Genomic DNA, 25,484 nt, shown 5'->3' with positions numbered 1-25,484 from the left:
CCAGCGCAGGACTCCGCATCACTTCGCAGCAGGCGCGGCTGACGTCTTCGCCTTGGCGGCGGAAGCGGCGGCACCGCCCTGCGCGAAGGCTTTGTGCAACTTGGTCCATTCGAGCGAGCCGATATATTGCTCCACCTTCACTTTGTGCCGTTTGAAAATCGAAACGATCTCCTTGTCCGCATCGGTCAGCATTGCGGCCTCGCGCGCGAGGTGCATGCGGGCCTTGATAAATTCCTTATCTTTATCGGAAAGATCCGGCGCGATTTCCAAGTAGGAGTTGTAAGTGCGCTTCATGCCCGGGCTGCGACTCCACGCTTCCTTGACCGCATCGATCTGCTCGGGCGTCAGTTCGGCGGAAAGTTTGTTGATATAATTTTCGTAAGCGGGTTTGAGGGAAGCGTAGGTTTCCTCGATTTTTACCGCGATGATCTCGCCGGGGAATTCGTCCTTCGGCACGACTGAGCGAGCCTGATTCCATTGCGACCAAAGCGTGTTGATCTCGGCATCGTGTGCGTTGTGCCAGCTGAACAAGGTCGCGAACCACTCGTTGCCAATCGCCTTCACTTTCGCGATTTTTCCCGCGTCCGTGAGCTTGGCCGTTTCGATCAGCTTGGCGGTTTTCTGGTCGATCTTCTTCTGAAGCTTCTCGTCGGCGACTGGAACGGATGCCGTGGTCTCAGCCGCAAAGAGCTGACTGGCGGCGGGCGCGCTCAAAAAGGTAATGGTGACAAGCGTGAGGATTTTACGGTGCACGAGGGGTATTGGGTGAAAGTTAAGCCAAGGGGTTGCGCAGTCGAGTGACGCTACGCGCGCACGCGGAGTTTCACGCATCGTGTCTTAAAATCCCGGCCTATCCCCGCGCCTCGAACGATCCATCCGCGCGCTTTTGCACGAGTTTTTTGAGCTCCAAACCCATCAACGCCGCTGACACCTCGGGCGCGCGCAAGCCGGTGGCCGTCGTCAACGCATCGACGCCCAGCAGGCCGCCGCCTTTGAACGCATCCAAAATCTTCTGCTCGGTCGCGCTGAGTTGCGGCATCAACTGCGCCAGCACGCTTTCTTCGCCTGCCGTCTTGATTGCCTGTGGACGCAGTCCATCGAGGTAATTCAGTTCGCTGAGAATGTCGTCCACACTCGTTAGCAACGTCGCGCCGTCGCGGATGAGTTGGTGACATCCATTGCTCGTCGCTTGGTCGATGCGGCCCGGCACCGCAAAAATCAACCGCCCCTGCTCGCCCGCGAAACGCGCCGTGATCATCGCACCGCCGGCGGTGTCGCTTTCCACCACGACAATCGCTTCGCACATTCCGGACACCACGCGGTTGCGCATCGGGAACGTCTGTTTGTCGGCTTTACGCCCGAAGGGAAATTCCGAGAGCACCGCGCCCGTTTCGACGATGCGTCGATACAGCTCCAAGTTCTCCGGCGGATAAACAATATCAATGCCGCAGCCGAGCACCGCCGCCGTTTTCCCGCCGACGGACAACGCACCTTCATGCGCCGCCGTATCGATGCCGCGCGCCAGCCCGCTTACGACGCAGAAGCCGAGTTGCGCGAGCTGCGCGCCGAGTTTCTTCGCGACGGATTGCCCGTAAAGTGTCGTTCGCCGGCTTCCAACAATCGCGATGCACGGCGCGTCGAAAAGATAGTCCCCTTTGCGATAGAGACCGATGGGCGGGTCGTTGATTTCTTTCAGCCACTTGGGATAACCCGCGTCGCGCGCCGTGATGAACTTGGCATTCGCTTGGGCAAGCCGCTCTTCTTCGCGCGGTAAATTGAAATGCCCCTGCCACCCAATGAGCGCCGCGCTCGTTTCCGGCCCGACCCCGCGCACCGATTCGAGTCGCCGGCGATCCGCAGAGAGAATCAGCCGCGGATCATTGCCGAATTCTGCGAGCAACCGATTGAGCGTGATGGGGCCGATGTTAGGCAGGTCATTCAAGACCATGAAAGCCTGACGTTCTGTTGGGTATCTACCGCTTTCTCTACAGAAGTTGGGCCGCCCGCTGACGCGTGCGTAGGCATGTAAGCGAGGTCTATTGATATCGTTCCCTCGGTTCCCGTTCCGATGGTGATCTTCTCCGTGATGCTCTCGACCACGCTTCGGCGCTCTTCCGGTGTGAGCTTGGGCCAGCGCCCGTAAAGCGTGCCCGCTTCCGAGACAATCTCGTCGGCCGACATGCGGTTCACCTTCATGAAGTCGATCTCGGCCTCCGCCTTCGCGAGGTCGTCCTCGAGTCCCCTCTTGCGCTCTTGGAGCGGCTTGAAGAGTCCCGTGAAGTCCTCGCCCGTGAGCCTCTCGTCGACGTAGAGGCGGTAGACGCGCTCCGTCTCGCGCTGGAGCTTTTCGAGGTCCCGACGCTTGACCGCGATGAGTTCTGTCTTCTCCCCGGATTGGGAGCGAATCGGCCGCGATTTCACCTCGAGACACCAACTCAGCGAGCTTTAAGTAGTACTCAATGTCGCTGTCAGTTACTCGTAAAGCGACCGAGGGGTCACTTGAGTGCCCGCACTCACGATTTCACCTTTCGGCGCTATTCGCGAACCCTCGACGATCTCGCCCGTGCACCCGATGGCGAAATTCTGTCCTAACGGGGGTCGCTGCACGCGAATCCCGCCGCTCGCAAGTTCGCAATTCCAAGCCACCGATCGAACACATGTCCAACCGCGGCCCTCCTCATCATCATGCCTGTTACCCAAATCTAAAGCCGTTTCGATCGATGAGCCATCAACTCTGAAATTATCAAGCAAGATAGCGTGAGCCCAAGGACCAACGCTGACAAAACCTCCAATCCTATTGTCGCTAGATTGGCAATCTACAATGGCCACGCCCGAATCCCAACAGCCTCCCATGACAAACCCGTATCGAGCGCCAGTCGTCTTACATCCGCGGAATAGAACCAGCTCGGCGCCTTTGAGGCGAAACCCGTAGCCTCTTCCCGTTTCCTCGTCTTCGCAAAACGGTGCCGCCGCGGTGCATTTGTCGATAGTGATCCGACGGCAATGCCGACCGAGCTCGAAGCCGGATGTAGAATAGCCTTGGACAACAACGTTTCGGACTTCAGAATCAGCCACAGCTGAAAGCCGAATCCCTGTGCGGGTCCGGCGGTCATTATTCCCTCCGCTATCGCGAACCACAATATTAAGGTCCTCCAATAGGAACTTTCGCAGAACGGGTGACGTAGCCTTTTCGATTGTTGCACCGCTCACCGCCTGATCAAAATCTTCGTACAAAGGGGCATCGAACTCTAACCACGAACCGCTAGTCGAGGTGATGATCCTGTAATACGGAATATCGACCCAACCTGGTCGCCAGCTGTGCACGCCGTTCGTCTCGCCATTCCTGACTTGAGCAAGCCAAGCGCTCGTGCCGGGGTGCCATATAAGCACTTCATCTCCCACTTTGAAATCATGTTGCTCCGCGACATCGACACGACGTGCGCCCGCCGCTTGCGAGCTCGATATTGACAGTTTTTTCGGTTTTGTCTGAGACAGCGACGCGATTGGATCATCTTTTTTCTTCGTCTGAAAATCCGTTGGAGCGACTACTACAAGTGCTTCACCGTTTGTGCTAGTACTCACAAGCACTGTTCTTGCATTTGGATCGGTTGCCCCTCGGATAATGATGCCGCTTGCACTAATGCGAAGTGGATCACCCACCTCGTATCGCCCAGATTGAAGTTGCAGCACACCTCGCAATCCATTCGGGCTCGGTGACAGTTCGCTCAATTTGTCGATAGCATGCTGGAGGGAGCTTCGCATGTCGCCGGCCCCTGATGATACAAGCAAAACCGGAAGTCCGTCGAGTTGCCATTTCTCGCTGGCGCCGGCCGCTCCGAAATCGGGGAGAGCTGCGGAAATTTCTGGTAAAATGGTCGACCCTTGGCCGCTCACTATGCAGAGGAGAGATATGAGCAATAACTGGCCGCGCTCGTTGAACGCAAACGCGGCAACTAAACTTCGCTCGCCATCCTTGATAAGAAAGATCGAATGCTGCTCTGTTGTTCTCTCGATGTGAAAGATCTGGGTGCCGATAATCGCGCCAAACCAAATCCCGTCACGATAGAGGTAGGCGGCTAAGTGCCCGGGCCGCGAGACCTGCCACGTGCCGTCCGGCAGATGTTCTGCCACGAACGAACGATTTTTACCCAACTGAGGCGTCGGCTTTCGAATCGGAATCTCCTGGACGACGCCATCCGGTCTTTTCCACCAACGACTGTCGCGGGACGCTTCAGCTAGATACGAGGAGGAACCCAGCACGGCGATCCGGCTGAAATACCGTTCTCCATCGAAGACAAGGACGTGATTCAACATCACTGCTTCGAAAGGCGTTTGAGCCGCCGGATCAATAACCGTTCCAAGCGTCGGACGCCCGAAAGGATCAATCGGCATAGACGTGCCACCTTTTTTGTGTTCGGAAGCAACGGCCGAACACATACAGCTGAACGCCAGCACCCACGCCATGAGATGATTGTTTATAACGGTTTTCTCCTCGTGACTAGATTTAGCAACGCCGGAAGCTTTCCCCCTATGTCACGGCTCATGCCGCTCACTTCGATCACTTCGTAGCCATTTTTGATTCCCCTTAATTGCGTGTTCTCATGACTCAGATCGTCGAACTCGGGCAAAATGACTGTCAGGCTAGCGCTTGGCTGCAAGCTCTGGAGCCCATCCGTCTCGACCGGACACACCACCCACAGCGTCGCGTCTCTCGACTGCAACTTCGTGACTTCACGGGATCGGGACCCAAAAAAAAGCACTCTACCATTCACTTCAACTGCAGATATACCAGGCGGATAGATTATAACTGAGTTGAAATCGGTCCCTGCGGATTGGAACGCTCCACGCAGCCTTTGCCCATAATAAGGGCCGAGCGTTCGGAAATCTGCAAAAACTGTTGTCGTCGTCGAGGCCGGCGAGCCGGAGCGCGTTAGCTTTACCCCGCCGTCCGCCACGTGATTGGGTTGCAATCAATGAGGCGGTAAGCACGCATTCCGCGATAATTGCCAGGAAACGAAGAGCCCTCCTCCGTGCAAATAGAACCGTTGCCCAGCAATGGGGAAGAAGGCAGCAAATGGCAGCGGCTAGGTGATTCGGGTTCTCGAAAAATAAGCTAAGTCGCCCGAAAATAAACAACGAGGTCATCAGGCTCCTTTCTTCCGGCCGATTTCCTTTTGAGACTTGGTGTAAGCCTTGATCGCGTTTAATTGCTCTTTACTGAGACCACCTTGAATCTTTTCCAGTAAGTCATCATTGAGAATCCCTGACTCATAAAAATTGGAAACGGGCAGCGGGTTTTTTGTATGTTGCTGCTGAAGTTGCCTCCAAAGTTCAGTCTCTTGCTGCTTGCTTAAGTCTAAGCCTGAGAAAGCCAGTTGGTCGGAGATACCTGAAAACGATGCCTTGGCCGTCGGGGGTATAAGTTCAAACCAGCGCACGGATCTGTACGCCTCATCACTCAGTACTTCGCGCATCCGAGCGCGGATTTCATCATCGGCTTGGATGATCATATTGATATAGCTTCCGCGATCGCTAGAATCGTCTTTTATGAGCCTGGTCAGCTTTTTTTCTACAAGCATCTCTTGTAGCTTTCCCTGTTGTTCGGCGGGCAGGGCTAGAAGGCGAAACAATGGCGCATACTCGACGGCTACCCGTTCCTCATAAAAATCAGTGAGCAACCGCTGATATTCTTTGTCGCGCAGCGCAGGCTGGTATTCTATAGTTGAGGTGGCCTGCGTGGCTTCGGCGTCAGGCACTTCTAATACCCGCCCTGACCTGGCAGATGGGGTTCCTTGTCGATCCGGAGTGTAAGCGGAAACTTTTTGCGAGCGACTGAGCATTTTTTCCAGCTTTCTAGGCTGCTGCTCATCTGAAAAAAAGAGTTTCCATGTTAAAAATGCACCCAGTCCCACCAGGCAGACAAGTAATAGCCTCGGCAATCTGACGGGCGCCAATCGGTTATTGTTTTCCATCTTTGAAAACTCTTTCTCTTATCTCTTGCATACGCTTGAGGCCGTCATGAACAGCAATACTTTCTTGCAGTGCAGCCAATTGTAGCGGAGACAACGTCTGCTTAGCTTCCACCACGAAGCTCTCGCGGTTCGCAGCATGTGCGAGAATCTTTTTCAATCTCGCGGTTTGCTCCGGAGTCAGTGGCTCATCCGAATAGGAAAGTTTCGATTCAGCAGCTTCTGCCACACCAAAGCTGACACTGTTTTTCCGGTAGGCTTGGTATAGCTGTTCCCTTTCAGTCCCCAGCAATGTTGAAATGTCCTCGTCAATTGGCGCCATAATTTCCTGCTCGGCTCGAGAAATTTGCTCACTTGTCGGCCAGAAATTTCCTTGAGCTAAAAATTGCGCACGGATTCGGTCTTTGGCCATTTCACGGTCAGCTAACAATGCTCCGAGTATCGCAAATTCATTTTCAGAGAGATCGAGATATCTAAGCAAAGGCTTGAATCGTTTAATGGCGGTTGCATGCGCCACTAGTACAGCTCGCAAATTGTTATCCGGTTCAGTGCCGGTTACCACTCTCTTCGGGCTAGGGAGTTTTTGCGGTTGCTCGGAGATTTGAATCGGCGAACTTTCAATGACAGGCATCTCAGAATAACGGTGACCAAGAGGTACAAGGCCCGCATTATGTCGAAGCAACGTCAACAGGATGGCGTCCCCGAATGCAACGGCTACGACCAAGAACCATAATCGCGCTACGCGCGAATGCCTAAACATAATAGAGGAGTGCCTGCGGCGTGTTATACCGCAGGGCACTTGAAAATAAGTCTGAAAATCAGAACTCTACGACTAGCTGGGTATTAAAGTCCCAGAATGTAACCCAAGCTGTTCGCCATTCTTGAATAAGGCCGTGTCGATAAAAGTAATCAGATTCGTGATCTTCTAGTTCAACAAAGTTGTTATTCCATGGTCCTTCGTCTGGTGGGACGTACTGATACTCGGACGTACAATATTTTTCCCCTAAATTCCCTACAGAGTTGTTGTTAGCATCCTTTTTTGCCCAGTTCTTGGTATAATCGTAGAATTTTTTGGCTACTGGATTACCATTGTAGATTCGAATTGCAAATAGCGGCCTTGCAAAAAGGGCCACGAAACAAAAAACAACGAACACGGTCGCAATTTTACGCATGTTATTCATCAGATTAGATTATGTGAACGATTAATTTTGGCCCGATACGAGACTAGCTGACCTAGCACTTTAAAACCACCTGTTTTCCGGACTATTATCCCCGTATTCTAATGTATCTATAGGCGGCCGTCTGGACGAAAGATAGCGAAGCGCTGTAACGTTCGAAGATCTCGCGGGCCGACCTCGGCATCCAGATCGACTGCTCGGCGGTCGGCCGAATCGAAAACGGAGACCGACGCGTGCGAGAATTCGAGGTGAGGGCAATCGCGTCTACACTTGGCGTGCAGGTCTCCGACATCCTTCTCTAAAGGTCTGCAAATCTAAATTTGGTGGATCCGCCTTATGCCCCACCTGCTGCGATTGGTTGCCGCTCGCAAAGTGCCTCGGAGATTCGGGCGACGCTCTCGGGCGTGGGAACCACCCCGCCCTCCCAACCCACAACGGAGCAGACGTTAACTCGCAGGCGAACCGCAAGAGCTCGCTGAGTTAACCTATGCTTGAGCCGGAACGTCTGCAAGCGACTGCGCAGAGAAGCGGGGTCCGCTGCGGGCCGGGGGTCGTATCCTAGGAACTCCACAATCCCTGGCATGCACCAGAAGTCTGGTGTGTCTCCGCTGACCTCCCAATTCCAAACGGTCTGCACGTTGACGCGGAGTCTGTCCGCCACGTCCCGCTGGCGGAGGCCGAGGTCAAGGCGTCTCGAGCGAACATGGTCGCCCACGGTAACTAGCTGGCTCGGATAGGCCGAACTCCTCGGCTTCGAACACCTGAAGCCCAACTTGCAAAAGGCCAACAGACGAATGCCGTTCAGTCAGTGATTGGGACATGCGTGGAGACGAGCGCCGGCCCAAGCTGCTCTAAAAGTTGCGAGGTCTCTACGGCGACTTGCCCGCGAGCGCGAGCCAGTAAATCCGCCGCGAGCCCGTGCCACGTCACCGCGCGACACGCGGCGAGCAAAGGATACCCCGGTGTCTGCGCGAGCAACCCACCCGTTAATCCCGCGAGAATATCGCCGCTGCCACCGCGCGCGAGCACGGGCCCGCCCTGCAGGCTAAAATAGGTTTCGCGGCCGCTGAGCACCCGAGAGAGCGGCCCTTTTAAGATCACCACCGCCTGCGCGTGTTTTTTCAGCTCGTGCTCGATGCGCTGAAACTCCCCCGCATGCGGCGTGCAGACAAACGGTTTTTCTTTGAAATTCTTAACCACTTCCGGACGCAGCGCGTCCGCGTCCAGCACCACCGGCACGTGACTCAACGCGACCAGCTTCCCGGCCAGCGCGATCGTCTCGGGAGCCGCGCCCAATCCCGGCCCGATGAGCAACGCGTTCGCCCGCTTGATGCGTGCGCGCACCAGCGGGAGCGTCTTGCCATTAAGGCCGCCAGTTTTGCCGACCGGACAACCCACCCACATCACTTCCGGGTGCTCCGCCGCGTAATGCGCTACGAGTTTCTCCGGCACAAAAGCCGTCACCAATCCCGCTCCGCTCCGCAAGGCCGCGCGCACCGCCAACACCACGGCCCCCGGAAAACTCAACGAGCCACCCACGACGAAAACGTGGCCAAATTTTCGTTTATCGGTTTGCGACGAGCGCAACTTCGCGAGCGGCGCCAGCAGCGCGGGCGTCAACACGCGCGACGTTGCGGCGGGCGCGTGCTGTGCAAAGAAGCCCAATTCGAGGAAGCGCACCCGCCCCACCCATTTCGAATTCATCTCCGCCAAGACCGGCGCTTTCACGATGCCGGTCGCGTAAGTGAAATCAGCGCGAAATGCCGTGCGTGCACGCGCCTCGCTTATTCCACTCGGCAAATCGACGGCCGCGCGAAGTTGGATCGCCGGATGCGCGTTAACTTCGGACAACACAGCCGCCGTCGCCAAATCCATCGGCGCGCGAAACTGAAATCCAAACCCGCCGTCGAAACACACGGCATAATTCACCTTCGTCGCCTCCGATAGTTTCACTGATTTAACGCGCTTCGCGCCGAGGGTTCGCAACGCCTGCCACGAACGTTTCGCGAGTGGTCTAAACTTTTTTACCGGAAAAAGCAGCAGCACGTCAGCCCGCGCTTGCGGGAGCACGCGCAGAATTTCCCGCGCGGCCAAAATTGCATCGCCGCCATTGTGGCCCTTGCCAGCGAGAACCAGCACGCGGGCGTTTTGCGGCAGGCCACCGATCTCCTTAAAATCTTCTTTCACGGCCTCTGCAATCGCCGCCCCCGCGCGCTGCATCGCCTTCCATTCTGCGGCTGAGAATTTAAGCAGCGACGCTTCCCACTTCTTCGCTTCTTCACCTGTCAAAACAGGCTGAGATGTGAGCGGCGCCATGATTTAAAGAAATCAGCCGTTTTTCACCAAGGCCGCGACCGCCATCGCGTGACTGTCAATATGCGAGAGTGTGAGCCACACGTGCGTGGCACCGACGGAATGAAGCAGCGCGGTCGCCTTGGCGTCGAGGCGGACGAGCGGCTCTTTGCGTGTGCCGTGATACACTGAAACCGAGGTCCAATCGAGGTGCTCGCCAATGCCGGTGGTGAAACATTTCGAGACCGCTTCCTTCGCCGCCCAGCGCGCGGCGTAATGTTTGTGCGGGTATTTTAGTCCGCTGCAGTAGGCTTGTTCTTCCTCGGTGAAAACGCGTTTGAGAAACCGATCACCGTGGCGTTCGAGCACCGTTCGGATGCGCTCCGTTTCAATCAAATCGCAGCCAAGGCCGATCAATATGCCGCCGGGAGGAAGAGTAATCATGGGTTCATCAATTGTTTCATCGTGCTCACGGCTTCGTCGATGCCGCTGAAAAGGGCGCGACTGATGATGCTGTGACCGATGTTGAGTTCGTGCAAATGGGGAATCGTGCGCACTTCGGCGATGTTGACGTAATTGATGCCGTGGCCGGCATTCACCACGAGACCGGCGGCGTGACCTTGCTCGGCACCGCGACAGAGACGCGCAAATTCGTCGGTGCGCGCAGGCTGGTAATAAGCGTTAGCGTAAGCGCCGGTATGCAACTCGATCCAGGGCGCGCCAAGTTTAGCGGCGAGGGCGATCTGCGGTTCGTCGGCGTCGATAAAGAGGCTCGTTTTGATGCCGGCGGCGTTCATGGCGTCGGTGCAACGCGCGACTTTTTCGCGGTGTTTGACGACATCGAGCCCGCCTTCCGTCGTGATTTCCTCGCGGCTTTCCGGCACGAGGCAAACGGAGTGAGGTTTTAATTTCAGCGCAAATTCCGTCATGGCCGGCGTGCAGGCCATTTCAAGATTCAGGCGCGTGGTTTTCGAAGCGCCGAGACGCCACACGTCTTCGTCCTGAATGTGCCGGCGATCTTCGCGCAGATGCACCGTAATGCCGTCCGCGCCCGCGCGCTCGCAACGAAACGCAATCGCGACCGGATCAGGTTCGACGTAGCCGCCGTGCGTGACGCCGGCCTGCCGGTAGCGGGCTTGGCGGAGAGTGGCCGCGTGATCGATGTTTACCCCGAGCAAAATCATGAAGCCGCCAGCATGCTTAAAAGAGGAATTCAGGAAATCAGGAAATACAGGTTCGCACGTGCTTTCTTCCTTCCTGTTTTCCTGAGTTCCTCATTGCCTCGAAGGATGTCTTCCGTGCCCAAGCGCGAAAATCTCTGGCTCAACATCGGCTGCAACGTCGTCCTCCCCGGACTGATTCTCTCCAGACTGAGCACGCGACTCGGTTCAAAAGAAGCGCTGATCCTCGCCCTCGCCTTCCCGCTTGGCTACGGCATCTACGATTTGATCAAGCGCCGGAATTTCAATTTCCTGTCGGCGCTGGGTTTCGCGAGCACGCTAGCAACGGGCGGACTCGGTCTGTTGAAACTCTCACCGCTCTGGTTCGCGATCAAAGAAGCCGTCGTGCCGACGATCATCGGGTTGACGGTCATCATTTCTCAATGGACGAAAAAACCACTCGTGCGCTCGCTGCTGTTGAACGAGCAAGTCGTCGATGTGCCGCGCGTGGAGGCAGCCTTGGTGGCGCGCAATGCCCAGGTGGCGTTTAATGGGTTGATGCGGACATCGAGCGCTTTGCTGGCCTTTTCCTTCGCCGTAAGCGCCGTTCTGAATTTCGTGCTGGCGCGTTACCTCATCACCGCGATGCCGGACACGCCCGAGTTTAACGAACAACTCGGGCGCATGACGTGGATGAGTTGGCCGGTCATCGTGGTGCCGAGCATGGCGATGATGATGTTCGCACTCTGGAAACTTTTGAAAGGCATCGAAGGACTCACGGGGCTGACGCTCGAGCACATCATGCATCAGCCGGAGCTGAAGGCCAAGCCGATGACCTCGCCGGGCGAGGTGCTCGCGTCGCAGCCCGAGCCAAAGACGCCCACGGATAATTCGCAGCCTTGAGCGGAAAATAAAAAAGCGAGGCGCGGTGGCCTCGCTTGGAGTTTTCCGAGAATGACGCGCGGTTAAGCGCGTTTTGAGATCGGCACGTAATCGCGTTGCGTCGGGCCGACGTAGATTTGGCGCGGGCGGTAAATGCGGCCTTTGGCATTCGAAGCGACTTCGCGCCAGTTGGCGATCCAGCCCGGAGCGCGACCGATTGCGAACATCACGGTGAACATGCTCGTCGGAATACCGAGCGCGCGGAAGATGATGCCGGAATAAAAATCGACGTTCGGGTAAAGTTTGCGCGAGACGAAGTAGTCATCCTTGAGCGCGGCTTGCTCGAGGTTTTTCGCGATATCGAGGAGCGGGTCCGATTTGCCGAGTTTCTTGAGCACGACGTCGCACGCCGCACCGATGACTTTAGCACGCGGATCGAAATTACGATAGACGGCGTGGCCGAAGCCCATCAAGCGGTTGCCCTTCGTGCCTGATTTGGCGGCGGCGATGAAACGCGTGCCGTCGTCGCCCTCATCGTGGATCGATTGGAGCATGTGCATGACCGCGGCATTCGCACCGCCGTGCAGCGGGCCGGAGAGCGCGTTGATGCCTGCCGAAATAGAAGTGAAAAGATTCGCACCGCTGGAGCCGACCATGCGCACGGTCGAAGTGGAGCAGTTTTGCTCGTGATCGGCGTGCATGAGCAAAAGGAGATTAAGCGCCTTCGCGACTTCCGGAATCACGACGTAATCCTGATACGGCTCGGAGAACATCATGTGCAGGAAATTGTCGCAGAACGGCAAATCCTTCGGGTGCACGAATGGCAGGCCCTTCGAGTGGCGGTAAATCATCGCGCCAATCGTGCGGATCTTCGAAATCGCCATCGCTGCGGCTAGATCGAAATTCTGGAGATCCTTCTCGAAATTATTCGTCGCGAGCTCGGGATAATACGCGGCGAGCGAGTTGGCAATCGACGAGAGCATCGCCATCGGCGGAGCATCCTTCGGAAACCCTTCAAAGATGCGTTGCATCTGGGTTTCGATCACGGCGTTAGTGCGGAGCAGTGCGCCGAATTCCTTGCGTTTTTTCTCGTTCGGCAACTCGCCGTAAATCACGAGATACGCGGTCTCGATAAAATCGCTGTGTTCCGCCAGTTGGTCGATCGGATAGCCGCGGTGACGCAACACGCCGTTTTCGCCATCGAGGTAAGTCACGCTGCTCTCGCAAGAGCCGGTATTGCCGTAACCTTGATCGTAGAAAATATAGCCCGTGTCTTTGCGGAGATTGCGGGCGTCGACGGCCTTCTCGCCTTCCGAGCCAACCATGATTGGCAGACTGATTTCCTTATCGTCGATCTTGATGGAAGCGTTGGTCGTCATGGAGAAAGAAGAACTTCAAAAAAACAAAACCCAACGCCATTGCAAAGCAAAGCCTAGAGTCCATCCCCCCTAAAAATAATCATTAGGCCACTGCTTCAAGCCCGATAGAAAATGTGAAGGGCGGATGTCCGCGCTTCGTCACTTCGTTCGACTCGGCGCGCACTGCTTACTTCTGCGAAATATCGGAAGGCGCAGGGTCAAACGACGGCACCGCAAATTCACTCGCCGGTAAGGATTCATTCACCACGACCGTGTTAAAAGTAATCGTGGTGACCTGCCCATTGGGTGTTTTGTTAATCACCTTTTTCGGAAAACGGATTCCCTTCACGCGAATTTCACCTTCTTCGCGAATTTCGCCGCCATTTTCGGTTTCAGTTTTAACCAAACGCCCGGTGTCTTTGTCAAAATAACGAACGAAAACAAAACCCGAGCCGTGGTCGAACGAGAGCTTGGCGCACGCTTTGCCATCGACTGTCTCCTCACCCAAAACAGTGACCGTGCCGCCAGCTTTTTCGAGACCCGCAAAAAAGTTGAGATTCTCCCACGTATTGGCGCGCAAACGCTTGATTCCGCGCGCGTCCAGCAAGTTCAACCGCCATTGCTTGGTATTCTGGGCATTGGCATTACGCTGCCAGGCTTCGTAACTATCCAGCACCGTGGTCTCAATCACCGTGGGACGCGTAAGCACGATGCGTTGCTGGTAGGGTTTCTGGAAAACGATATCGATGGGAAATTCCACGTTCTTTTCCGTGAATTTAGTCGCGTCGCCCTCGATGGGCGTCCGCTCGACCCCGTTGAGATTACCCGTCAAATGCACCGACGTGAGTGCCGTCAACGCGCTCTCGCCGCCGAGGTAGGCACGGGCTTTGGCAATCACTTGTTCAGCGGAATCAGCGGCGCGCGATGCAACCACGAGCAGGGAGAGAGCGAGCAACGAAAAGGAAACAAGGCGCAGTTTCATACTGATTGAGGGAGACTTTTAGAGTGACGACAGGAAGACACTGAAAGTTGCCCTCAGTGCCCTGTTTCGCAACGGGAAACTCATTCCCACTCGATGGTCGCCGGGGGTTTCGAGCTAATATCAAGCACTACGCGGCTGACGCCGCGCACTTCGTTGGTGATGCGGCTCGAAATCTTTTGCAGCACATCATACGGCAGCTTCGCCCAGTCCGCCGTCATGGCATCGGTGCTTTCGACGATGCGCAGCGCGATCACGTAATCGTAAGTGCGCTCATCGCCGAAGACCCCGACCGTCTTGACGGGCAGAAACACGGCGAAGGACTGCCAGACTTTCCAATACCAACCTGAAGTCATCATCTCGTCTTGGAGCACAGCGTCAGCATTGCGGAGGATTTCGAGTTTGTCGGCGGTGATATCACCCATCACGCGCACCCCGAGCCCCGGGCCTGGGAACGGTTGACGCCAGACGACTTCTTTCGGGAGGCCGAGCGCTGCACCCACCTGACGAACCTCGTCTTTGAAGAGCTCGCGCAACGGCTCGATCAACTTGAGCTTCATGCGCTCCGGCAAGCCACCTACGTTGTGGTGAGTTTTGATGAGAGACGCCGGGTTGCCCTGAATCGAAACCGATTCAATCACGTCGGGATAAAGTGTGCCCTGTCCCAAAAATTCCGCGCCACCGATCGACTTGAGTGACTTCTCGAATACTTCAACGAACGTGCGGCCGATGATTTTGCGTTTCGTCTCAGGCTCGACGACGCCCTTGAGACGTTTCACGAAAAGCTTCGATGCATCGACAACCCGCAAGTCGATCTTGAAATTACGCGCGTAGAGCGCCTCGACGTATTCGCGTTCACCTTTGCGCAGCAGGCCGTTGTCGACGAAAACGCACGTGAGCTGCTTGCCGATCGCTTTGTGCAGCAACGCGGCGGCCACGGAGGAATCCACGCCACCCGACAAGCCGAGCAACACGCGCGACTTGCCGACCTTCTCGCGGATATCCGCGACCGCGTGCGCGATGAAATCCTTAGTCGTCCAATCCTGTTGCGCACCGCAGATGCCCACGAGGAAGTTGCGGATGATATCGACGCCGCGCTCCGTGTGGAAAACTTCGGGGTGAAATTGGATGCCATAGAAACCGCGTTTCGGATCGGCGATGCCCGAGAATGGAGAATTTTCCGACACCGCCGTCGCCACGAAACCGGGCGGTAGCTTCGTGAGCTTGTCACCGTGCGAGTTCCAGATGCGCAACTTTTTCGGCAAGCCTGCGAAAAGTTTACCCGGCTTCTTGATCGTCAGGTGACCGTGACCGTATTCGCGCGCTTTGCTGTTCGCGACGGTGCCTCCAAGGAAGTGTCCCATGAGTTGCACGCCGTAGCAAATTCCGAGCACAGGCACGCCGAGCTTAAAAATTTCCGCATCAGGATGCGGCGCGCCTTTCGCGTAAACACTTTGCGGGCCGCCCGAGAGAATGATGCCGATGACGCCATCTTCGCGCAACTTGGCCGCCGGCGTGGCGAAATGATAGATCTTCGAGTAGATCTGCGACTCGCGGATGCGACGTGCGATGACCTGCGTCAGTTGAGAACCGAAATCGAGAACAGCAATTGTCTGCGCCATGCGGGAAACTGGGCGGCTTTTTTGGGAAAAGAAACCTCAAAATCCGTCCGCGCGTGTCACGCCGCAGCACGACGGTGGGCGCGTAACGGCGATCAGTTATTGGCCAGTAAATCCAGCGCACCTGCGAGCACGGCGACGCCATTGGCGATCTCTTCCGGCGAAGAATACTCGTCTGGCCGGTGGCTGATGCCGTCTTTCGAAGGCACAAAAATCATCGAAGTCGGGCACACCTGCGCCATGAAAAGCGAATCGTGATACGCGCGACTGATCATGCGCTGTGAAGCTAAACCGAGCCGTTCCGACGACTCTTCCACCGCGGAAATAATATGTGGAGCACAGGCGGCGGGCGGATCGGCGTTGATCAACTGTTCTTTAAACCCGCACCCATAACGCTCCGCCGCAGTTTTTGCGGCCGCGCGAATCGCCACCAGCACACCGTCGCGGCGCGCACCGTCGATGTCGCGCACATCGATCTCAAGTTTCACTTCCCGCGGAATGCTGTTCACTGCGCCGGGCAACACGTGCACGAGGCCGCACGTCGCCACGGTATCGCGACTTTGCGTAGCTCGCGCCGCTTGGTCGACCGCGAGCATGATCTCGGCGGCAGCCAACGACGGATCGTGGCGATCCGTCATCAACACCGTGCCGGCGTGCCCGCCCGGCCCCGAGAGTTCGATGCGCACCGCCGCCGGGGCAGCAATCGCGGTCACGACGCCGATGGGCAATTTTTGCCGCTCCAGCAACGGGCCTTGTTCGATGTGCAGTTCGACAAACGAATCGTAGCATCCTTTCGGCAGCACCGTTTCTTCCAACGTGCCGTGCATGTAAGCGCGCGCACACGCGTCGTCGACCGACAGACCGAGAGGGTCACGCAGTGTGTTGATTTTTTCGCGCGACAATGTGCCCGCCATTAAACGACTCCCCAAGCAACCGAGCCCGAATCGCGTCGGTTCTTCGGCGGTGAACATCACGAGTTCGATCGAACGCCGCGGGCGCTTCCCTCCTCGTTGCAGCGCACGAATCGCTTCCAATCCACCCAACACGCCGACCACGCCGTCATACATGCCAGCATTCGGAATCGCGTCGATATGCGAGCCCGTCGCGACCGGCGCCGCCTCTGCATCAGTTCCGACCCAGCGAGCAAAGGTGTTGCCGACGGCATCTTCACGCACCACGAGGCCCGCGTCCGCGTAAAGTTGTTTCAACCACTCACGAGCGCGGAGATCGACTTCGCTAAATAACACCCGCGTGACCGAGGGATAAGGCGTGTCCGAAATTCGAGCGAGGTATTCAAGTTCAGCCGAAAGACGGGTGGAATCGATTTGCAGGCTCATGGTGACGCGAGCGCGAACTCGCACCTCCACCTAGCAGGACAGATGCCGAACCCATCAAAGTGTGCGTGCCGCCTGTCCGCTAAAATTTGAGTCGGGTATTTACATGCCCGCATTTGGGACACGGCGCGGTTTCAGTCCCTGCTTTCTGGGTGTAAAGGTGATCGCAGCGGATGCAGTGAAACGAAATTTTGCGCCGCTGCGCGTCGTAAAAACCGCGATCGCGCCGGTCGTAATACACCCATAGAAACGCGAACACGCCCAACACGAGCAATCCGTAGAGCAAAACCGGAAAAGTAAAATCGGGAGCGACAACCACGGCCACACGTTGGCCAAGCCAGATGAATTGGCCAAGGGGAAATAAAACTACGCGCAGCAAACGACAGACAGGCCTCCACGGCATGCCCGGTAGGTTGCGCGCTTGCGCGCCGCGTGGCCCGCGAGCGAGCCACCTACGAGGAACGCTCGAAGAGCACTAAAAAAAAAGCGCCGCTCTTTCGAGGCGGCGCGTTGAGAGTGTCGGAAGTTTTCGAGGAGCTTAGCTCTTCGCTTCGTCAGCCTTCGGGGCTTCGGCAGCGGGAGTTTCAGCGGCAGGAGCGGCTTCGGATTTCGCAGCGGCTTTTTTGCCACCGGATTTCTTCGTGCTCTTCTTGCCCTTGGACTTCGTGTAGCCCACGTCGTCAGCACCGATGAGTTCGATCAGCGCCATCTCAGCGGCGTCGCCGATACGTTGCTGGCCGAGCTTGTAGATGCGGGTGTAGCCACCCGAGCGCTTCGCGAATTGCGCAGCTTTTTCGTTGAAGAGGAGCGTGATCGCATCTTCGTCGCGGATGTCCTTGAGGGCCATACGACGGAGGTGGAGCGCGTCCGCTTTCACGGGAGCAGCGGCGGCATTCTTGGCCTTGGTGATGACCTTCTCGATGAAAGGACGGAGGGCCTTGGCTTTCGTGAGCGTGGTCTCGATACGACCGTGCTTGATGAGCGAGGCACCCATGTTGGAGAGCATCGCTTTGCGGTGCTCGCGGGTGACGCCGAGGGAGGCGTGATGTTTATTGTGACGCATTGTGGTGTTTTTTTAGGGGCTCCCGATCGGCAATCCGGTCGCAGCGTTGGGCGGCAGCGGACGGCGCGAGAGCCCGTTGAATTGATTAAGCTTCTTTCTTTGTTTCGAGGAGACGCTCGTCGAACTTCATGCCGAGTGAGAGGCCGAGGGCTTCGAGCTTTTCCTTGATTTCGTTGAGCGACTTCTTGCCGAAGTTGCGATACTTGAGCATCTCTTGCTCGGTCTTCATCGCGAGTTCGCCGACGGTGGTGATGTTCGCGTTGTTCAAGCAATTCGCCGCGCGGACGGAGAGCTCGATTTCGTTGACCGACATGTTGAGGAGCTTGCGGAGCTTGTTCTGCTCTTCGGAAACCTCAGCGGCCTGGCTCTCGAATTCGTAGGCCTCTTGCGAGACGCGATCGAACACATCGAGGTGATGCTTGAGAATGGAGGCGGATTGCTTGAGGGCGTCGTCCGGCGTGATGCGGCCGTCCGTCCAGACTTCGAGGACGAGCTTGTCGTAATCGGTGATCTGGCCGACGCGGGTGTTTTCAACGGCGTAGCGAACGAGGCGCACCGGAGAGAACAGCGAGTCGATCGGAATGACGCCGATGGCTTGCTCTTCCTTCTTGTTGTTTTCGCCGGGGCAATAGCCACGACCGGTCTTGATCTCGATCTCGGCTTCGAAGGTGCGCTTCGTGTCGAGGGTGCAGATGAGCTGCTCGGGATTGACGATCTTGATGTTGGCGTCGGCCTGGATGTCGGCGGCGGTGACGGCGCCTTCACGGTTGACCTTGAGGTGAAGTTTCACGGTCTCGCGTTTTTCGGAGACGATGAGTATCTTCTTCAGGTTGAGCACGATGTCGGTGACGTCTTCGACGACGCCGTCGACGCTCTGGAACTCGTGGTTCACGCCGTCGATCTTGATGGAGCTGATGGCGCTGCCTTCGATGGAGCTCAAGAGCACGCGGCGAAGGGAGTTACCGATGGTGTGTCCATAACCGGCCTCGAAGGGCTCAGCGATGAACTTGGCGTAGGTGGCCGTAGAGCCCTCTTCAACCTTGGTCAGTTTGGAGGGAATTTCGAACTTTCCGAGACGCTTGGGCATGGGAGTGATAGTTTTAGTAAATGTGGATGAAGCGAGCTGACGGAAACAAACTTAGAAACGCGAATAATATTCGACGATGAGTTGCTCGTTGATCCCGGGCTCCATCTCGTCGCGCGTGGGCAGGCGAGTAACGGTGCCTTTGAGGGCTTCGTCATTGCGCGTGAGCCAGGCCGGAACCACGCGGGCGCGGTTCTCTTCGATGGCCTTGGTGGCGAGTTGGCGGGAAGAATTCACATTCTTCATTTCGATCTCGTCGCCTTGAATGGCGTTGTAGGAAGCGATGTCGACCTTCTTGCCGTTGACGCGGACGTGGCCGTGATTGACCAGCTGGCGGGCGGCGGCGCGGCTCTTGGCGAAACCAAGGAGATAAACGACGCTGTCGAGACGGGTCTCGAGAAGCTGGAGGAAGCGTTCACCGGTGACGCCGCGCTCGCGCTTGGCGATGGCGAACGTGCGGCGGAACTGGCGCTCGAGCAGGCCGTAGATGAAACGGAGCTTTTGCTTTTCGTTGAGGCCGACGGCGTATTCGGAGAGCTTGCGGCGGGACTTCGGGCCGTGTTGACCAGGCGGGAAGTTGCGGCGTTCGAGCACCTTCGCGGAGCCAAGAATATATTGGCCGAAGCGACGGCTGACGCGGGTGGATGGTCCTGTGTAGCGAGCCATTTTAGTAAGTGTTTAAAGAGTTAAGAATTCGAGATGGACTCGGTCAGGTTAGACGCGACGGCGCTTGCGCGGACGGCAACCGTTGTGCGGCACCGGGGTAACGTCGATGATGGAGGAGATTTCCAAACCGATGGCTTGGAGGCCGCGGATAGCGGAGTCACGACCGAGGCCAGGACCGCTAACGCGGATCTGAACTTCTTTGAGGCCGTGCGACATGGCGTTACGGGCGGCGTCTTGAGCGACGACTTGCGCGGCGTAGGCGGTGGATTTGCGGGAGCCGCGGAAGTTGCACTTGCCGGCGGAAGACCACGCGATGACGGCACCTTTTTGGTCGGTGATCGAAACGATGGTGTTGTTGAACGTCGCCGCGATATTCGCGATGCCGGAGACGATGTTCTTCGAGCCCTTGGCCTTGCGGACCTTGACGGCGGACAACTCTTCTTTGAGCAGGTCTTCCGCGGTGAGGGCCTTTGGCACGCCACCAACGAGTTCGACCGGCTTTTCAGCGGCGGCCGGAGCAGCGCCTTCAGCACCAGCCTTGTCGGCTTTCGGAGCTTTCGGGGCCTTGGCAGGCTTGGCTTCAGCAGCCGGAGCGGCGGCGCCTTCAGCGGCAGCGACGACCTTCTTCGGGGCCTTTTCTTTTTTCGGAGCAGATTTTTCTTCAGCCATGATGTTTTAAATTTTTAAGGATTAGACTTCCTTGGCCTTCGTGACGCCAACGGTCTTGCGCGGGCCCTTGCGGGTGCGGGCGTTGGTGCTCGTGCGCTGGCCGCGGACCGGCAAGCTGCGACGGTGACGGACGCCACGGTAGCAATTGATGGCCTGGAGGCGCTTCAAGTTGCCCGCGATGTCACGGCGGAGATCGCCTTCCACCACCCACTTGTTGTCGGTGATGATGTGGAGAATCTTGTTGAGCTGCTCTTCGGAAAGATCCGAAGCGCGCATGTTGGCATCGAGACCGGCGGTTTCGATGATGAGATCAGCCCGAGCCGGGCCAATGCCGTAGATGTATCGGAGGGAGTATCCGATCTTCTTTTTGGCGGGGAGTTCTACGCCGAGGAGACGAGGCATGGTGTTTTTGGTTGAGAGTTAAGTGTTGAGAATTGAGAGAAAACGAAATGGAAAATCTTAAGAAACAGCTTTCGGAATCGTGAGGATTTCGGGGCCGGAATCGGTCGTGAGCACGGTGTGTTCGAAGTGCGCGGAAGGCAGGCCGTCCGCGGTGACGATCGTCCAGCCATCGCCCAAGGTGCGAACTTGGTAGCGGCCGGCGTTCACCATCGGTTCGATCGCGAGAGTCATACCGGATTTGATTTTTTCCAGCGTGCCTTTGCGTCCGAAGTTTGGGATTTGCGGCTCTTCGTGCATCGAACGGCCGACCCCGTGGCCGACCATTTCGCGGACTACACTAAAGCCGTGGGCTTCGACGTAGGTCTGAACGGCATTGGCGATGTCACCGATGCGATTACCGACCTGCGCTTGCTTGATGCCGAGGGCGAGGGCTTCTTCGGTCACCTTTAACAGCTGCGCTTTCTGCGGAGAGATCGCGCCGACTGGGACGGTGATGGCGTTATCGCCGATGTAGCCGTTGTATTCAACGACCACGTCGAGAGCGATAATATCACCGTCGCGCAAGATGCGCTTTAAGGAGCCGATGCCGTGGACAACCTCTTCGTTGACCGAGAGGCAGGTGTAAGCAGGGAAACGTCGCGAGTGCGATTCATAGCCGTAACAGGCGCTGCGAGCGCCGAACGAGGCGATGAGATCGCGGCCGATTTGATCCAAGTCGTAGGTCGTAATACCGGGGCGAACCTGTTCCTTCAGCCGCGCGAGAACCGTCGCGGCGATGGCACAGGATTCACGCATGCGCTTGATGGCTTCCGGATTTTTAATCGGGATCATATCAGGCGGCGGAGGCGTGGAGGACTTCCGTAAGGAGTCCTTGGGTGCGGTAGTGGGTGGCGACGGGATCAGTCGAGGACTGATCGGGCGTCAAAGCAGCGGTGAGGGTTTCACCACGGGCTTCGAGCCATTCGTCGAACACCAACGCTTGGAGCAGCGTAGCCGGGAAACCTTCGAGAAGGAATCCCGCATCGGGTTTGCGCGCCCAAAACCATTTTCGCAGGAGAGCGATTTGGAGTTGGTCGGAAGCGGCGAGGCCGCGTTTGAACGCTTGCTCGGCTTGTTGGCCGAGCGAGGTGCGTCGCGAAATCTCCTGTTGCACAAGTAGGCCAGGAGAGACGTGCTCAAGATTCAAAGAACGGATTTGGTTCATCAGTTCCGCAGAAAGCGGACCGGACAAACCAAGGAGAACAAGTTTCGCTTTCGCCGAGGCAAAAGCGGAAAAGGCGCTGGAGTGTTCACCCCCTTGCACCGAAGTAAAGGGTTAAAGAGCAAAATGCCGCACGGCCCACGCAATCAGGCCAATGGCGAGGATGACCACCATGACGGTTGTCAGCTGCATAACGGCCTTATCGCTGGCAGCTTCGCCCAAGGCGACGGTGCTGGCAGTGCTGCGGCCACGAATCCGGCCCTTTTTGAGGAAACCGTCGTAATGGCGTTGCAGAAGGAAGGTTTCGATCTGGCGCATCGTGTCGAGAATGACGCCGACGGTGATCAACATACCGGTGCCGCCGAAGAAATAGGCGACGCGCGGCGGAACATTCCACGCGAACAGCAGGATGTCAGGGATGATCGCGATGACCGTGAGGAAGATCGCGCCCGCGAGCGTGAGGCGGGTCATGATGAAATCGAGGAAGCTGGCCGTCGGTTCACCGGGGCGAACGCCGGGGATGTAGCCACCGTATTTCTTCAGATCGTCAGCGATCTGGATCGGCTTAAACATCACGGATACCCAGAAATAGCTGAAGAAAAGAATCAGCAACGTCATGAGCAGATAATAGGGCCATTGGCCGTGCACCAAGTTGTGCGAGAACTCGATCAGGAACGGCATGTTAAAGGCCGCACCGGCATACTGGAGAATTTGCTGCGGGAAGAGCAGGATCGCGCTCGCGAAGATCACCGGCATGACGCCCGAGTAGTTAACTTTGAGCGGCAGGAACGAGCTCTGGCCGCCGTAGACTTTCTGGCCGACAACACGCTTGGCGTATTGCACCGGAATCTTACGCTGACCTTGCGTGACGAGAATGATGCCCATCGTTACGACGAGGAATAGCGTGACCATCATGATGCCTTGTGGCAGGCCAAGACGGGCGACACCGATCGGAGCGAAGAACAATTGATAGGTCGCCATCGCGGCGCCCGGCAAGTCGGCAAGAATACCGATCGTGATGAGGAGCGAGACCCCGTTACCAATGCCACGCTGGGTGATTTGCTCACCGAGCCACATCAACAACATCGTGCCAGCGGTCATGTAGATCGTGGAGAACACGAGGAACGTCCACTTGCTCGCCACTACGATTTGGCCGTAGAGATTCACATCATAGCCCGGGAAAAGAATCGCCGGATTTTGCAGCGCGCGAATCAAGAGCACGCCTTGGATCAAACAGATGATCACCGTCGCATAACGCGTGTATTGCGTCAGCTTTTGGCGACCCACATCACCTTCCTGCTGCAGGCGGCTGAGCGCCGGCACGACTGCGGTGAGCAGTTGGAAGATAATCGACGCACTGATGTAAGGCATGATGCCCAACGCGCAAACCGCGCCCTTCGTGAGCGCGCCGCCGGTGAACATGTTATAGAGCCCCATCAAGCTGCCACCGCCCGCCGCCGTCTGAGCTTTGAAGAAAAGCTCAAGCGATTTCGGATCGATACCGGGCAACGGGATGTGCGCGCCGACGCGTGCGATGAAGAGCAGCGACAGCGTATAAAGAATCCGGGAGCGAAGCTCCGGAATCTTCAGTGAGTTGGCGAAAGCAGAAAACATTGTTTGGTGTGTGACGAGGTAAAGGCGTTACAAATGCGAGCCAGTGAGGCCCGCCCTACCCGGCTCAGGCTTCGATTGCCTGACCGCCAGCCTTCTCGAGCTTGGCTTTCGCCGAACCCGTGAATTTCTGAGCGGTGACTTTGAGCGCGCGGCTGATTTCGCCGTCGCCGAGCACTTTGAGCGAGGTGACGTCTTTGCGGACGAGACCGGCTTTGAAAAGCACTTCAGCGTTCACTTCGGAGATCGACGCATCGAGGCCGGCGAGATCGCCAACGTTGATGACGGCGTAGCCGGTGCGGAAATTGTAGTTGTTAAAGCCGCGATGCGGGAGTTTGCGGTAAAGGGGCATCTGGCCGCCTTCGAAACCGGGACGGATCGAGCCGCCGGAGCGACCCTTCTGGCCTTTGCCGCCGACGCCGGAAGTTTTGCCGTGGCCGCCGCCTTCGCCGCAACCTACACGCTTCTTACGGTGCACAGCACCTTTAACATTCTTGAGAGTATGGAGACGCATCTGAGTAATTCCTGTAATGGCGCCGCCTCCTTGGTGAGGGAGGCGACTCGGATTTTAATTTTTTGGTTTAGGCGCGAATCGCTTTGAAATCATCCGCGAGACGGAGCTTGCGGAGACCATTGAGCGTCGCGTGCACGACGGCGATGTGGTTCTTGGAACCCATCGATTTCGTGAGGACGTTATGCACGCCCGCAGCTTCGAGGACAGCGCGCACGCCGCCACCCGCGATCAAACCCGTGCCGGTCGTGGCCGGACGGAGAAACACTTTGCCGCCGTCGAATTGGCCGGTGACTTCATGGGGGATCGTGTCGCCCTTGAGCTTCACGAACACCATGCGCTTCTTGGCGGACTCGGTGGATTTACGGATGGCGTCGGGAACTTCGTTCGCCTTGCCGTAGCCGATGCCTACATTGCCCTTGCCGTCGCCGACGACGGAAAGTGCAGAGAAGCTGAAGCGACGACCGCCCTTGACTACCTTGGCGCAGCGATTGATGAAGACGACTTTTTCGAACATGCCCGGCTCACCGGAGTCGTCTTGGCGCGAGTTGGATTTCTGATTGTAATTCATGGGCGGAGATTAGAACTGGAGACCACCTTCACGGGCGGCATCGGCAAACGTTTTCACGCGGCCGTGGAAGAGACGACCGTTACGGTCGAACACGACGGAGGTGATGCCGGCGGCCTTGGCCTTGGCGGCGAAGGCAGCACCGAGCGATTTGGCACCGGCGACGTTGCCCTTCACGCTGGATTTGCGGGTGTCCGCATCGAGCGTGGAGAGAAACACGAGCGTCGTGCCGGCGTCGTCGTTGACGGCTTGGGCGTAGATGTGTTTGCCGGAGAATTTGACGGTGAGGCGCGGGCGAGCGGCGGTGCCGGTCACCTTTTTGCGAATGCGCCATTTGCGCTTCTGGAGGAGCTGGGCTTTGTAAACAGTTTTCATGGGTGCGGATGTTAGGCGACGGTCTTGCCTTCCTTGCGGCGGACGCGTTCTGCGTGCTCGCCAACGATACGGACGCCCTTGCCCTTATACGGCTCAGGCGGGTAGTAAGCGCGGATTTCCGCGGTGACTTGTCCGACGAGTTGCTTGTCAGCGCCTTCGATCTTCAACTTGGTCTGATCGGTGACGGTGACTTTGATGCCCTCGGGGATGTCGTGAAGAATTGCGTGCGAGTAGCCGAGCGCGAGATCGAGCTGCTTGCCTTTGAGCGCGGCTTTGAAGCCGACGCCTTGGATTTCGAGTTCCTTCAGGTAGCCGACGCTGACGCCTTTGATCATACCGGCGATCACGGAGCGGGCGGTGCCGAACATCGCGCGGGAGAAACGAGTTTCATCCGTGGGTGCGACGACGATGGAATTGTCTTTCTTCTCGATCTTCACGACGTTCGCGAAGGTCTTCGAGACTTTGCCCTTCGGACCTTCGACCGACACCGTGGTGCCGTTGATGTCGACTTTGATCTTGTCGGGAATTTGAACGGGTTGTTTGCCGATTCTGCTCATGGTGGT

27 protein-coding genes are annotated in these 25,484 nt (G+C 57.1%); 1 reads left to right on the top strand and 26 read right to left on the bottom strand.

The features are described from left to right. Positions 1 to 18: 18 nt before the first annotated feature. The 10 genes from ACRRQW_RS11565 to ACRRQW_RS11520 all read right to left on the bottom strand — a co-directional run bounded on the left by ACRRQW_RS11565 (position 19) and on the right by ACRRQW_RS11520 (position 10,623). Positions 19 to 753: a DUF3826 domain-containing protein gene (locus ACRRQW_RS11565; RefSeq protein ID WP_438481539.1), complete on the bottom strand. Its 735-nt coding sequence runs from the start codon at positions 751 to 753 to the stop codon at positions 19 to 21. 97 nt (positions 754 to 850) lie between these two features. Further along, positions 851 to 1,948 (bottom strand): DNA-processing protein DprA, encoded by a 1,098-nt coding sequence (dprA, locus tag ACRRQW_RS11560; protein ID WP_438481538.1) that lies wholly within the window; start codon positions 1,946 to 1,948, stop codon positions 851 to 853. Next, positions 1,939 to 2,421 carry a hypothetical protein gene (locus tag ACRRQW_RS11555; RefSeq protein WP_438481537.1) on the bottom strand — a complete coding sequence of 161 codons (483 nt, stop codon included), beginning with the start codon at positions 2,419 to 2,421 and terminating at the stop codon, positions 1,939 to 1,941. The genes dprA and ACRRQW_RS11555 overlap by 10 nt, the downstream gene beginning before the upstream one ends. 51 nt (positions 2,422 to 2,472) lie before the next feature. Then, complete coding sequence (locus ACRRQW_RS11550; RefSeq protein ID WP_438481535.1) at positions 2,473 to 4,392, bottom strand: right-handed parallel beta-helix repeat-containing protein; 1,920 nt, start codon at positions 4,390 to 4,392, stop codon at positions 2,473 to 2,475. A gap of 752 nt (positions 4,393 to 5,144) precedes the next feature. Continuing rightward, on the bottom strand, positions 5,145 to 5,972 hold the full coding sequence (locus tag ACRRQW_RS11545; RefSeq protein WP_438481534.1) for a hypothetical protein: 828 nt from the start codon (positions 5,970 to 5,972) through the stop codon (positions 5,145 to 5,147). After that, entirely contained in the window at positions 5,959 to 6,600 is a 642-nt protein-coding gene (locus tag ACRRQW_RS11540) for a hypothetical protein (protein WP_438481533.1), read from the bottom strand. Before ACRRQW_RS11540 ends, ACRRQW_RS11545 begins: the two co-directional genes overlap by 14 nt. 187 nt (positions 6,601 to 6,787) lie before the next feature. Continuing rightward, on the bottom strand, positions 6,788 to 7,150 hold the full coding sequence (locus tag ACRRQW_RS11535; RefSeq protein WP_438481532.1) for a hypothetical protein: 363 nt from the start codon (positions 7,148 to 7,150) through the stop codon (positions 6,788 to 6,790). Between the two features lie 798 nt (positions 7,151 to 7,948). Further along, positions 7,949 to 9,463 (bottom strand): NAD(P)H-hydrate dehydratase, encoded by a 1,515-nt coding sequence (locus tag ACRRQW_RS11530; protein WP_438481531.1) that lies wholly within the window; start codon positions 9,461 to 9,463, stop codon positions 7,949 to 7,951. Positions 9,464 to 9,475: 12 nt separating this feature from the next. Next, on the bottom strand, positions 9,476 to 9,883 hold the full coding sequence (acpS, locus tag ACRRQW_RS11525; RefSeq protein ID WP_438481530.1) for a holo-ACP synthase: 408 nt from the start codon (positions 9,881 to 9,883) through the stop codon (positions 9,476 to 9,478). Continuing rightward, the gene (locus ACRRQW_RS11520; RefSeq protein ID WP_438481529.1) at positions 9,880 to 10,623 is read right to left on the bottom strand and encodes a pyridoxine 5'-phosphate synthase; all 744 of its coding nucleotides are present in this window, start codon (positions 10,621 to 10,623) and stop codon (positions 9,880 to 9,882) included. Before ACRRQW_RS11520 ends, acpS begins: the two co-directional genes overlap by 4 nt. A gap of 105 nt (positions 10,624 to 10,728) precedes the next feature. On the opposite strand from ACRRQW_RS11520, the gene ACRRQW_RS11515 reads away from it, so the two are divergent. Next, positions 10,729 to 11,502, top strand: a complete 774-nt coding sequence (locus ACRRQW_RS11515) for a VC0807 family protein (protein ID WP_438481528.1) — start codon at positions 10,729 to 10,731, stop codon at positions 11,500 to 11,502. Between the two features lie 62 nt (positions 11,503 to 11,564). Here ACRRQW_RS11515 and ACRRQW_RS11510 read toward each other — a convergent pair whose 3' ends face one another. The 16 genes from ACRRQW_RS11510 to rplF form a co-directional block, all read right to left on the bottom strand. Further along, positions 11,565 to 12,860 (bottom strand): citrate synthase, encoded by a 1,296-nt coding sequence (locus ACRRQW_RS11510; protein WP_438481526.1) that lies wholly within the window; start codon positions 12,858 to 12,860, stop codon positions 11,565 to 11,567. A gap of 166 nt (positions 12,861 to 13,026) precedes the next feature. Continuing rightward, positions 13,027 to 13,821: a hypothetical protein gene (locus tag ACRRQW_RS11505; RefSeq protein ID WP_438481525.1), complete on the bottom strand. Its 795-nt coding sequence runs from the start codon at positions 13,819 to 13,821 to the stop codon at positions 13,027 to 13,029. A gap of 80 nt (positions 13,822 to 13,901) precedes the next feature. Beyond that, complete coding sequence (guaA, locus tag ACRRQW_RS11500; protein WP_438481524.1) at positions 13,902 to 15,440, bottom strand: glutamine-hydrolyzing GMP synthase; 1,539 nt, start codon at positions 15,438 to 15,440, stop codon at positions 13,902 to 13,904. A gap of 92 nt (positions 15,441 to 15,532) precedes the next feature. Beyond that, complete coding sequence (locus ACRRQW_RS11495; RefSeq protein ID WP_438481523.1) at positions 15,533 to 16,774, bottom strand: M20 family metallo-hydrolase; 1,242 nt, start codon at positions 16,772 to 16,774, stop codon at positions 15,533 to 15,535. Between the two features lie 535 nt (positions 16,775 to 17,309). Then, positions 17,310 to 17,834, bottom strand: coding sequence for a 50S ribosomal protein L17 (gene rplQ / locus ACRRQW_RS11490; RefSeq protein WP_438481522.1), 525 nt, complete (start codon positions 17,832 to 17,834; stop codon positions 17,310 to 17,312). An 85-nt stretch (positions 17,835 to 17,919) separates the two neighbouring features. Next, complete coding sequence (locus ACRRQW_RS11485) at positions 17,920 to 18,921, bottom strand: DNA-directed RNA polymerase subunit alpha (RefSeq protein WP_438481521.1); 1,002 nt, start codon at positions 18,919 to 18,921, stop codon at positions 17,920 to 17,922. Between the two features lie 51 nt (positions 18,922 to 18,972). Further along, entirely contained in the window at positions 18,973 to 19,584 is a 612-nt protein-coding gene (rpsD, locus tag ACRRQW_RS11480) for a 30S ribosomal protein S4 (RefSeq protein ID WP_438481519.1), read from the bottom strand. A gap of 48 nt (positions 19,585 to 19,632) precedes the next feature. Beyond that, positions 19,633 to 20,253 carry a 30S ribosomal protein S11 gene (rpsK, locus tag ACRRQW_RS11475; RefSeq protein WP_438481518.1) on the bottom strand — a complete coding sequence of 207 codons (621 nt, stop codon included), beginning with the start codon at positions 20,251 to 20,253 and terminating at the stop codon, positions 19,633 to 19,635. 21 nt (positions 20,254 to 20,274) lie between these two features. Continuing rightward, positions 20,275 to 20,655, bottom strand: coding sequence for a 30S ribosomal protein S13 (gene rpsM, locus ACRRQW_RS11470; RefSeq protein WP_438481517.1), 381 nt, complete (start codon positions 20,653 to 20,655; stop codon positions 20,275 to 20,277). A 57-nt stretch (positions 20,656 to 20,712) separates the two neighbouring features. Then, positions 20,713 to 21,486 carry a type I methionyl aminopeptidase gene (map, locus tag ACRRQW_RS11465; protein ID WP_438481516.1) on the bottom strand — a complete coding sequence of 258 codons (774 nt, stop codon included), beginning with the start codon at positions 21,484 to 21,486 and terminating at the stop codon, positions 20,713 to 20,715. Position 21,487: 1 nt separating this feature from the next. After that, positions 21,488 to 21,859 (bottom strand): nucleoside monophosphate kinase, encoded by a 372-nt coding sequence (locus ACRRQW_RS11460; protein ID WP_438481515.1) that lies wholly within the window; start codon positions 21,857 to 21,859, stop codon positions 21,488 to 21,490. A gap of 111 nt (positions 21,860 to 21,970) precedes the next feature. After that, entirely contained in the window at positions 21,971 to 23,470 is a 1,500-nt protein-coding gene (gene secY, locus ACRRQW_RS11455) for a preprotein translocase subunit SecY (protein ID WP_438481514.1), read from the bottom strand. Positions 23,471 to 23,534: 64 nt separating this feature from the next. Then, positions 23,535 to 23,981, bottom strand: a complete 447-nt coding sequence (rplO, locus tag ACRRQW_RS11450; RefSeq protein WP_438481513.1) for a 50S ribosomal protein L15 — start codon at positions 23,979 to 23,981, stop codon at positions 23,535 to 23,537. A 67-nt stretch (positions 23,982 to 24,048) separates the two neighbouring features. Further along, entirely contained in the window at positions 24,049 to 24,549 is a 501-nt protein-coding gene (gene rpsE, locus ACRRQW_RS11445; RefSeq protein WP_438481512.1) for a 30S ribosomal protein S5, read from the bottom strand. Between the two features lie 9 nt (positions 24,550 to 24,558). Then, positions 24,559 to 24,921 carry a 50S ribosomal protein L18 gene (gene rplR / locus ACRRQW_RS11440; RefSeq protein WP_438481511.1) on the bottom strand — a complete coding sequence of 121 codons (363 nt, stop codon included), beginning with the start codon at positions 24,919 to 24,921 and terminating at the stop codon, positions 24,559 to 24,561. 11 nt (positions 24,922 to 24,932) lie between these two features. Further along, positions 24,933 to 25,478, bottom strand: coding sequence for a 50S ribosomal protein L6 (gene rplF, locus ACRRQW_RS11435; RefSeq protein ID WP_438481510.1), 546 nt, complete (start codon positions 25,476 to 25,478; stop codon positions 24,933 to 24,935). Positions 25,479 to 25,484: the final 6 nt, after the last annotated feature.

The sequence above is a fragment of the Oleiharenicola lentus genome, assembly GCF_051660365.1.
Taxonomy (GTDB): domain Bacteria; phylum Verrucomicrobiota; class Verrucomicrobiia; order Opitutales; family Opitutaceae; genus Lacunisphaera; species Lacunisphaera lenta_A.
This window is presented reverse-complemented; position numbering and strand designations above follow the sequence as displayed.

Excerpts from the sequence above, each read along its gene's own strand:
- ACRRQW_RS11545 (WP_438481534.1), bottom strand. The coding sequence starts at position 5,972 with ATGGAAAACAATAACCGATTGGCGCCCGTCAGATTGCCGAGGCTATTA.
- rpsD (WP_438481519.1), bottom strand. The coding sequence starts at position 19,584 with ATGGCTCGCTACACAGGACCATCCACCCGCGTCAGCCGTCGCTTCGGC.
- rplQ (WP_438481522.1), bottom strand. The coding sequence starts at position 17,834 with ATGCGTCACAATAAACATCACGCCTCCCTCGGCGTCACCCGCGAGCAC.
- rpsE (WP_438481512.1), bottom strand. The coding sequence starts at position 24,549 with ATGAATTACAATCAGAAATCCAACTCGCGCCAAGACGACTCCGGTGAG.
- ACRRQW_RS11520 (WP_438481529.1), bottom strand. The coding sequence starts at position 10,623 with ATGATTTTGCTCGGGGTAAACATCGATCACGCGGCCACTCTCCGCCAA.
- ACRRQW_RS11460 (WP_438481515.1), bottom strand. The coding sequence starts at position 21,859 with ATGAACCAAATCCGTTCTTTGAATCTTGAGCACGTCTCTCCTGGCCTA.
- secY (WP_438481514.1), bottom strand. The coding sequence starts at position 23,470 with ATGTTTTCTGCTTTCGCCAACTCACTGAAGATTCCGGAGCTTCGCTCC.
- ACRRQW_RS11535 (WP_438481532.1), bottom strand. The coding sequence starts at position 7,150 with ATGAATAACATGCGTAAAATTGCGACCGTGTTCGTTGTTTTTTGTTTC.
- ACRRQW_RS11540 (WP_438481533.1), bottom strand. The coding sequence starts at position 6,600 with ATGCCTGTCATTGAAAGTTCGCCGATTCAAATCTCCGAGCAACCGCAA.
- acpS (WP_438481530.1), bottom strand. The coding sequence starts at position 9,883 with ATGATTACTCTTCCTCCCGGCGGCATATTGATCGGCCTTGGCTGCGAT.
- ACRRQW_RS11530 (WP_438481531.1), bottom strand. The coding sequence starts at position 9,463 with ATGGCGCCGCTCACATCTCAGCCTGTTTTGACAGGTGAAGAAGCGAAG.
- rplO (WP_438481513.1), bottom strand. The coding sequence starts at position 23,981 with ATGCGTCTCCATACTCTCAAGAATGTTAAAGGTGCTGTGCACCGTAAG.
- dprA (WP_438481538.1), bottom strand. The coding sequence starts at position 1,948 with ATGGTCTTGAATGACCTGCCTAACATCGGCCCCATCACGCTCAATCGG.
- ACRRQW_RS11550 (WP_438481535.1), bottom strand. The coding sequence starts at position 4,392 with ATGCCGATTGATCCTTTCGGGCGTCCGACGCTTGGAACGGTTATTGAT.
- rpsM (WP_438481517.1), bottom strand. The coding sequence starts at position 20,655 with ATGCCTCGTCTCCTCGGCGTAGAACTCCCCGCCAAAAAGAAGATCGGA.
- ACRRQW_RS11495 (WP_438481523.1), bottom strand. The coding sequence starts at position 16,774 with ATGAGCCTGCAAATCGATTCCACCCGTCTTTCGGCTGAACTTGAATAC.
- ACRRQW_RS11510 (WP_438481526.1), bottom strand. The coding sequence starts at position 12,860 with ATGACGACCAACGCTTCCATCAAGATCGACGATAAGGAAATCAGTCTG.
- ACRRQW_RS11485 (WP_438481521.1), bottom strand. The coding sequence starts at position 18,921 with ATGCCCAAGCGTCTCGGAAAGTTCGAAATTCCCTCCAAACTGACCAAG.
- rpsK (WP_438481518.1), bottom strand. The coding sequence starts at position 20,253 with ATGGCTGAAGAAAAATCTGCTCCGAAAAAAGAAAAGGCCCCGAAGAAG.
- ACRRQW_RS11505 (WP_438481525.1), bottom strand. The coding sequence starts at position 13,821 with ATGAAACTGCGCCTTGTTTCCTTTTCGTTGCTCGCTCTCTCCCTGCTC.
- ACRRQW_RS11515 (WP_438481528.1), top strand. The coding sequence starts at position 10,729 with ATGTCTTCCGTGCCCAAGCGCGAAAATCTCTGGCTCAACATCGGCTGC.
- guaA (WP_438481524.1), bottom strand. The coding sequence starts at position 15,440 with ATGGCGCAGACAATTGCTGTTCTCGATTTCGGTTCTCAACTGACGCAG.
- rplF (WP_438481510.1), bottom strand. The coding sequence starts at position 25,478 with ATGAGCAGAATCGGCAAACAACCCGTTCAAATTCCCGACAAGATCAAA.
- rplR (WP_438481511.1), bottom strand. The coding sequence starts at position 24,921 with ATGAAAACTGTTTACAAAGCCCAGCTCCTCCAGAAGCGCAAATGGCGC.
- map (WP_438481516.1), bottom strand. The coding sequence starts at position 21,486 with ATGATCCCGATTAAAAATCCGGAAGCCATCAAGCGCATGCGTGAATCC.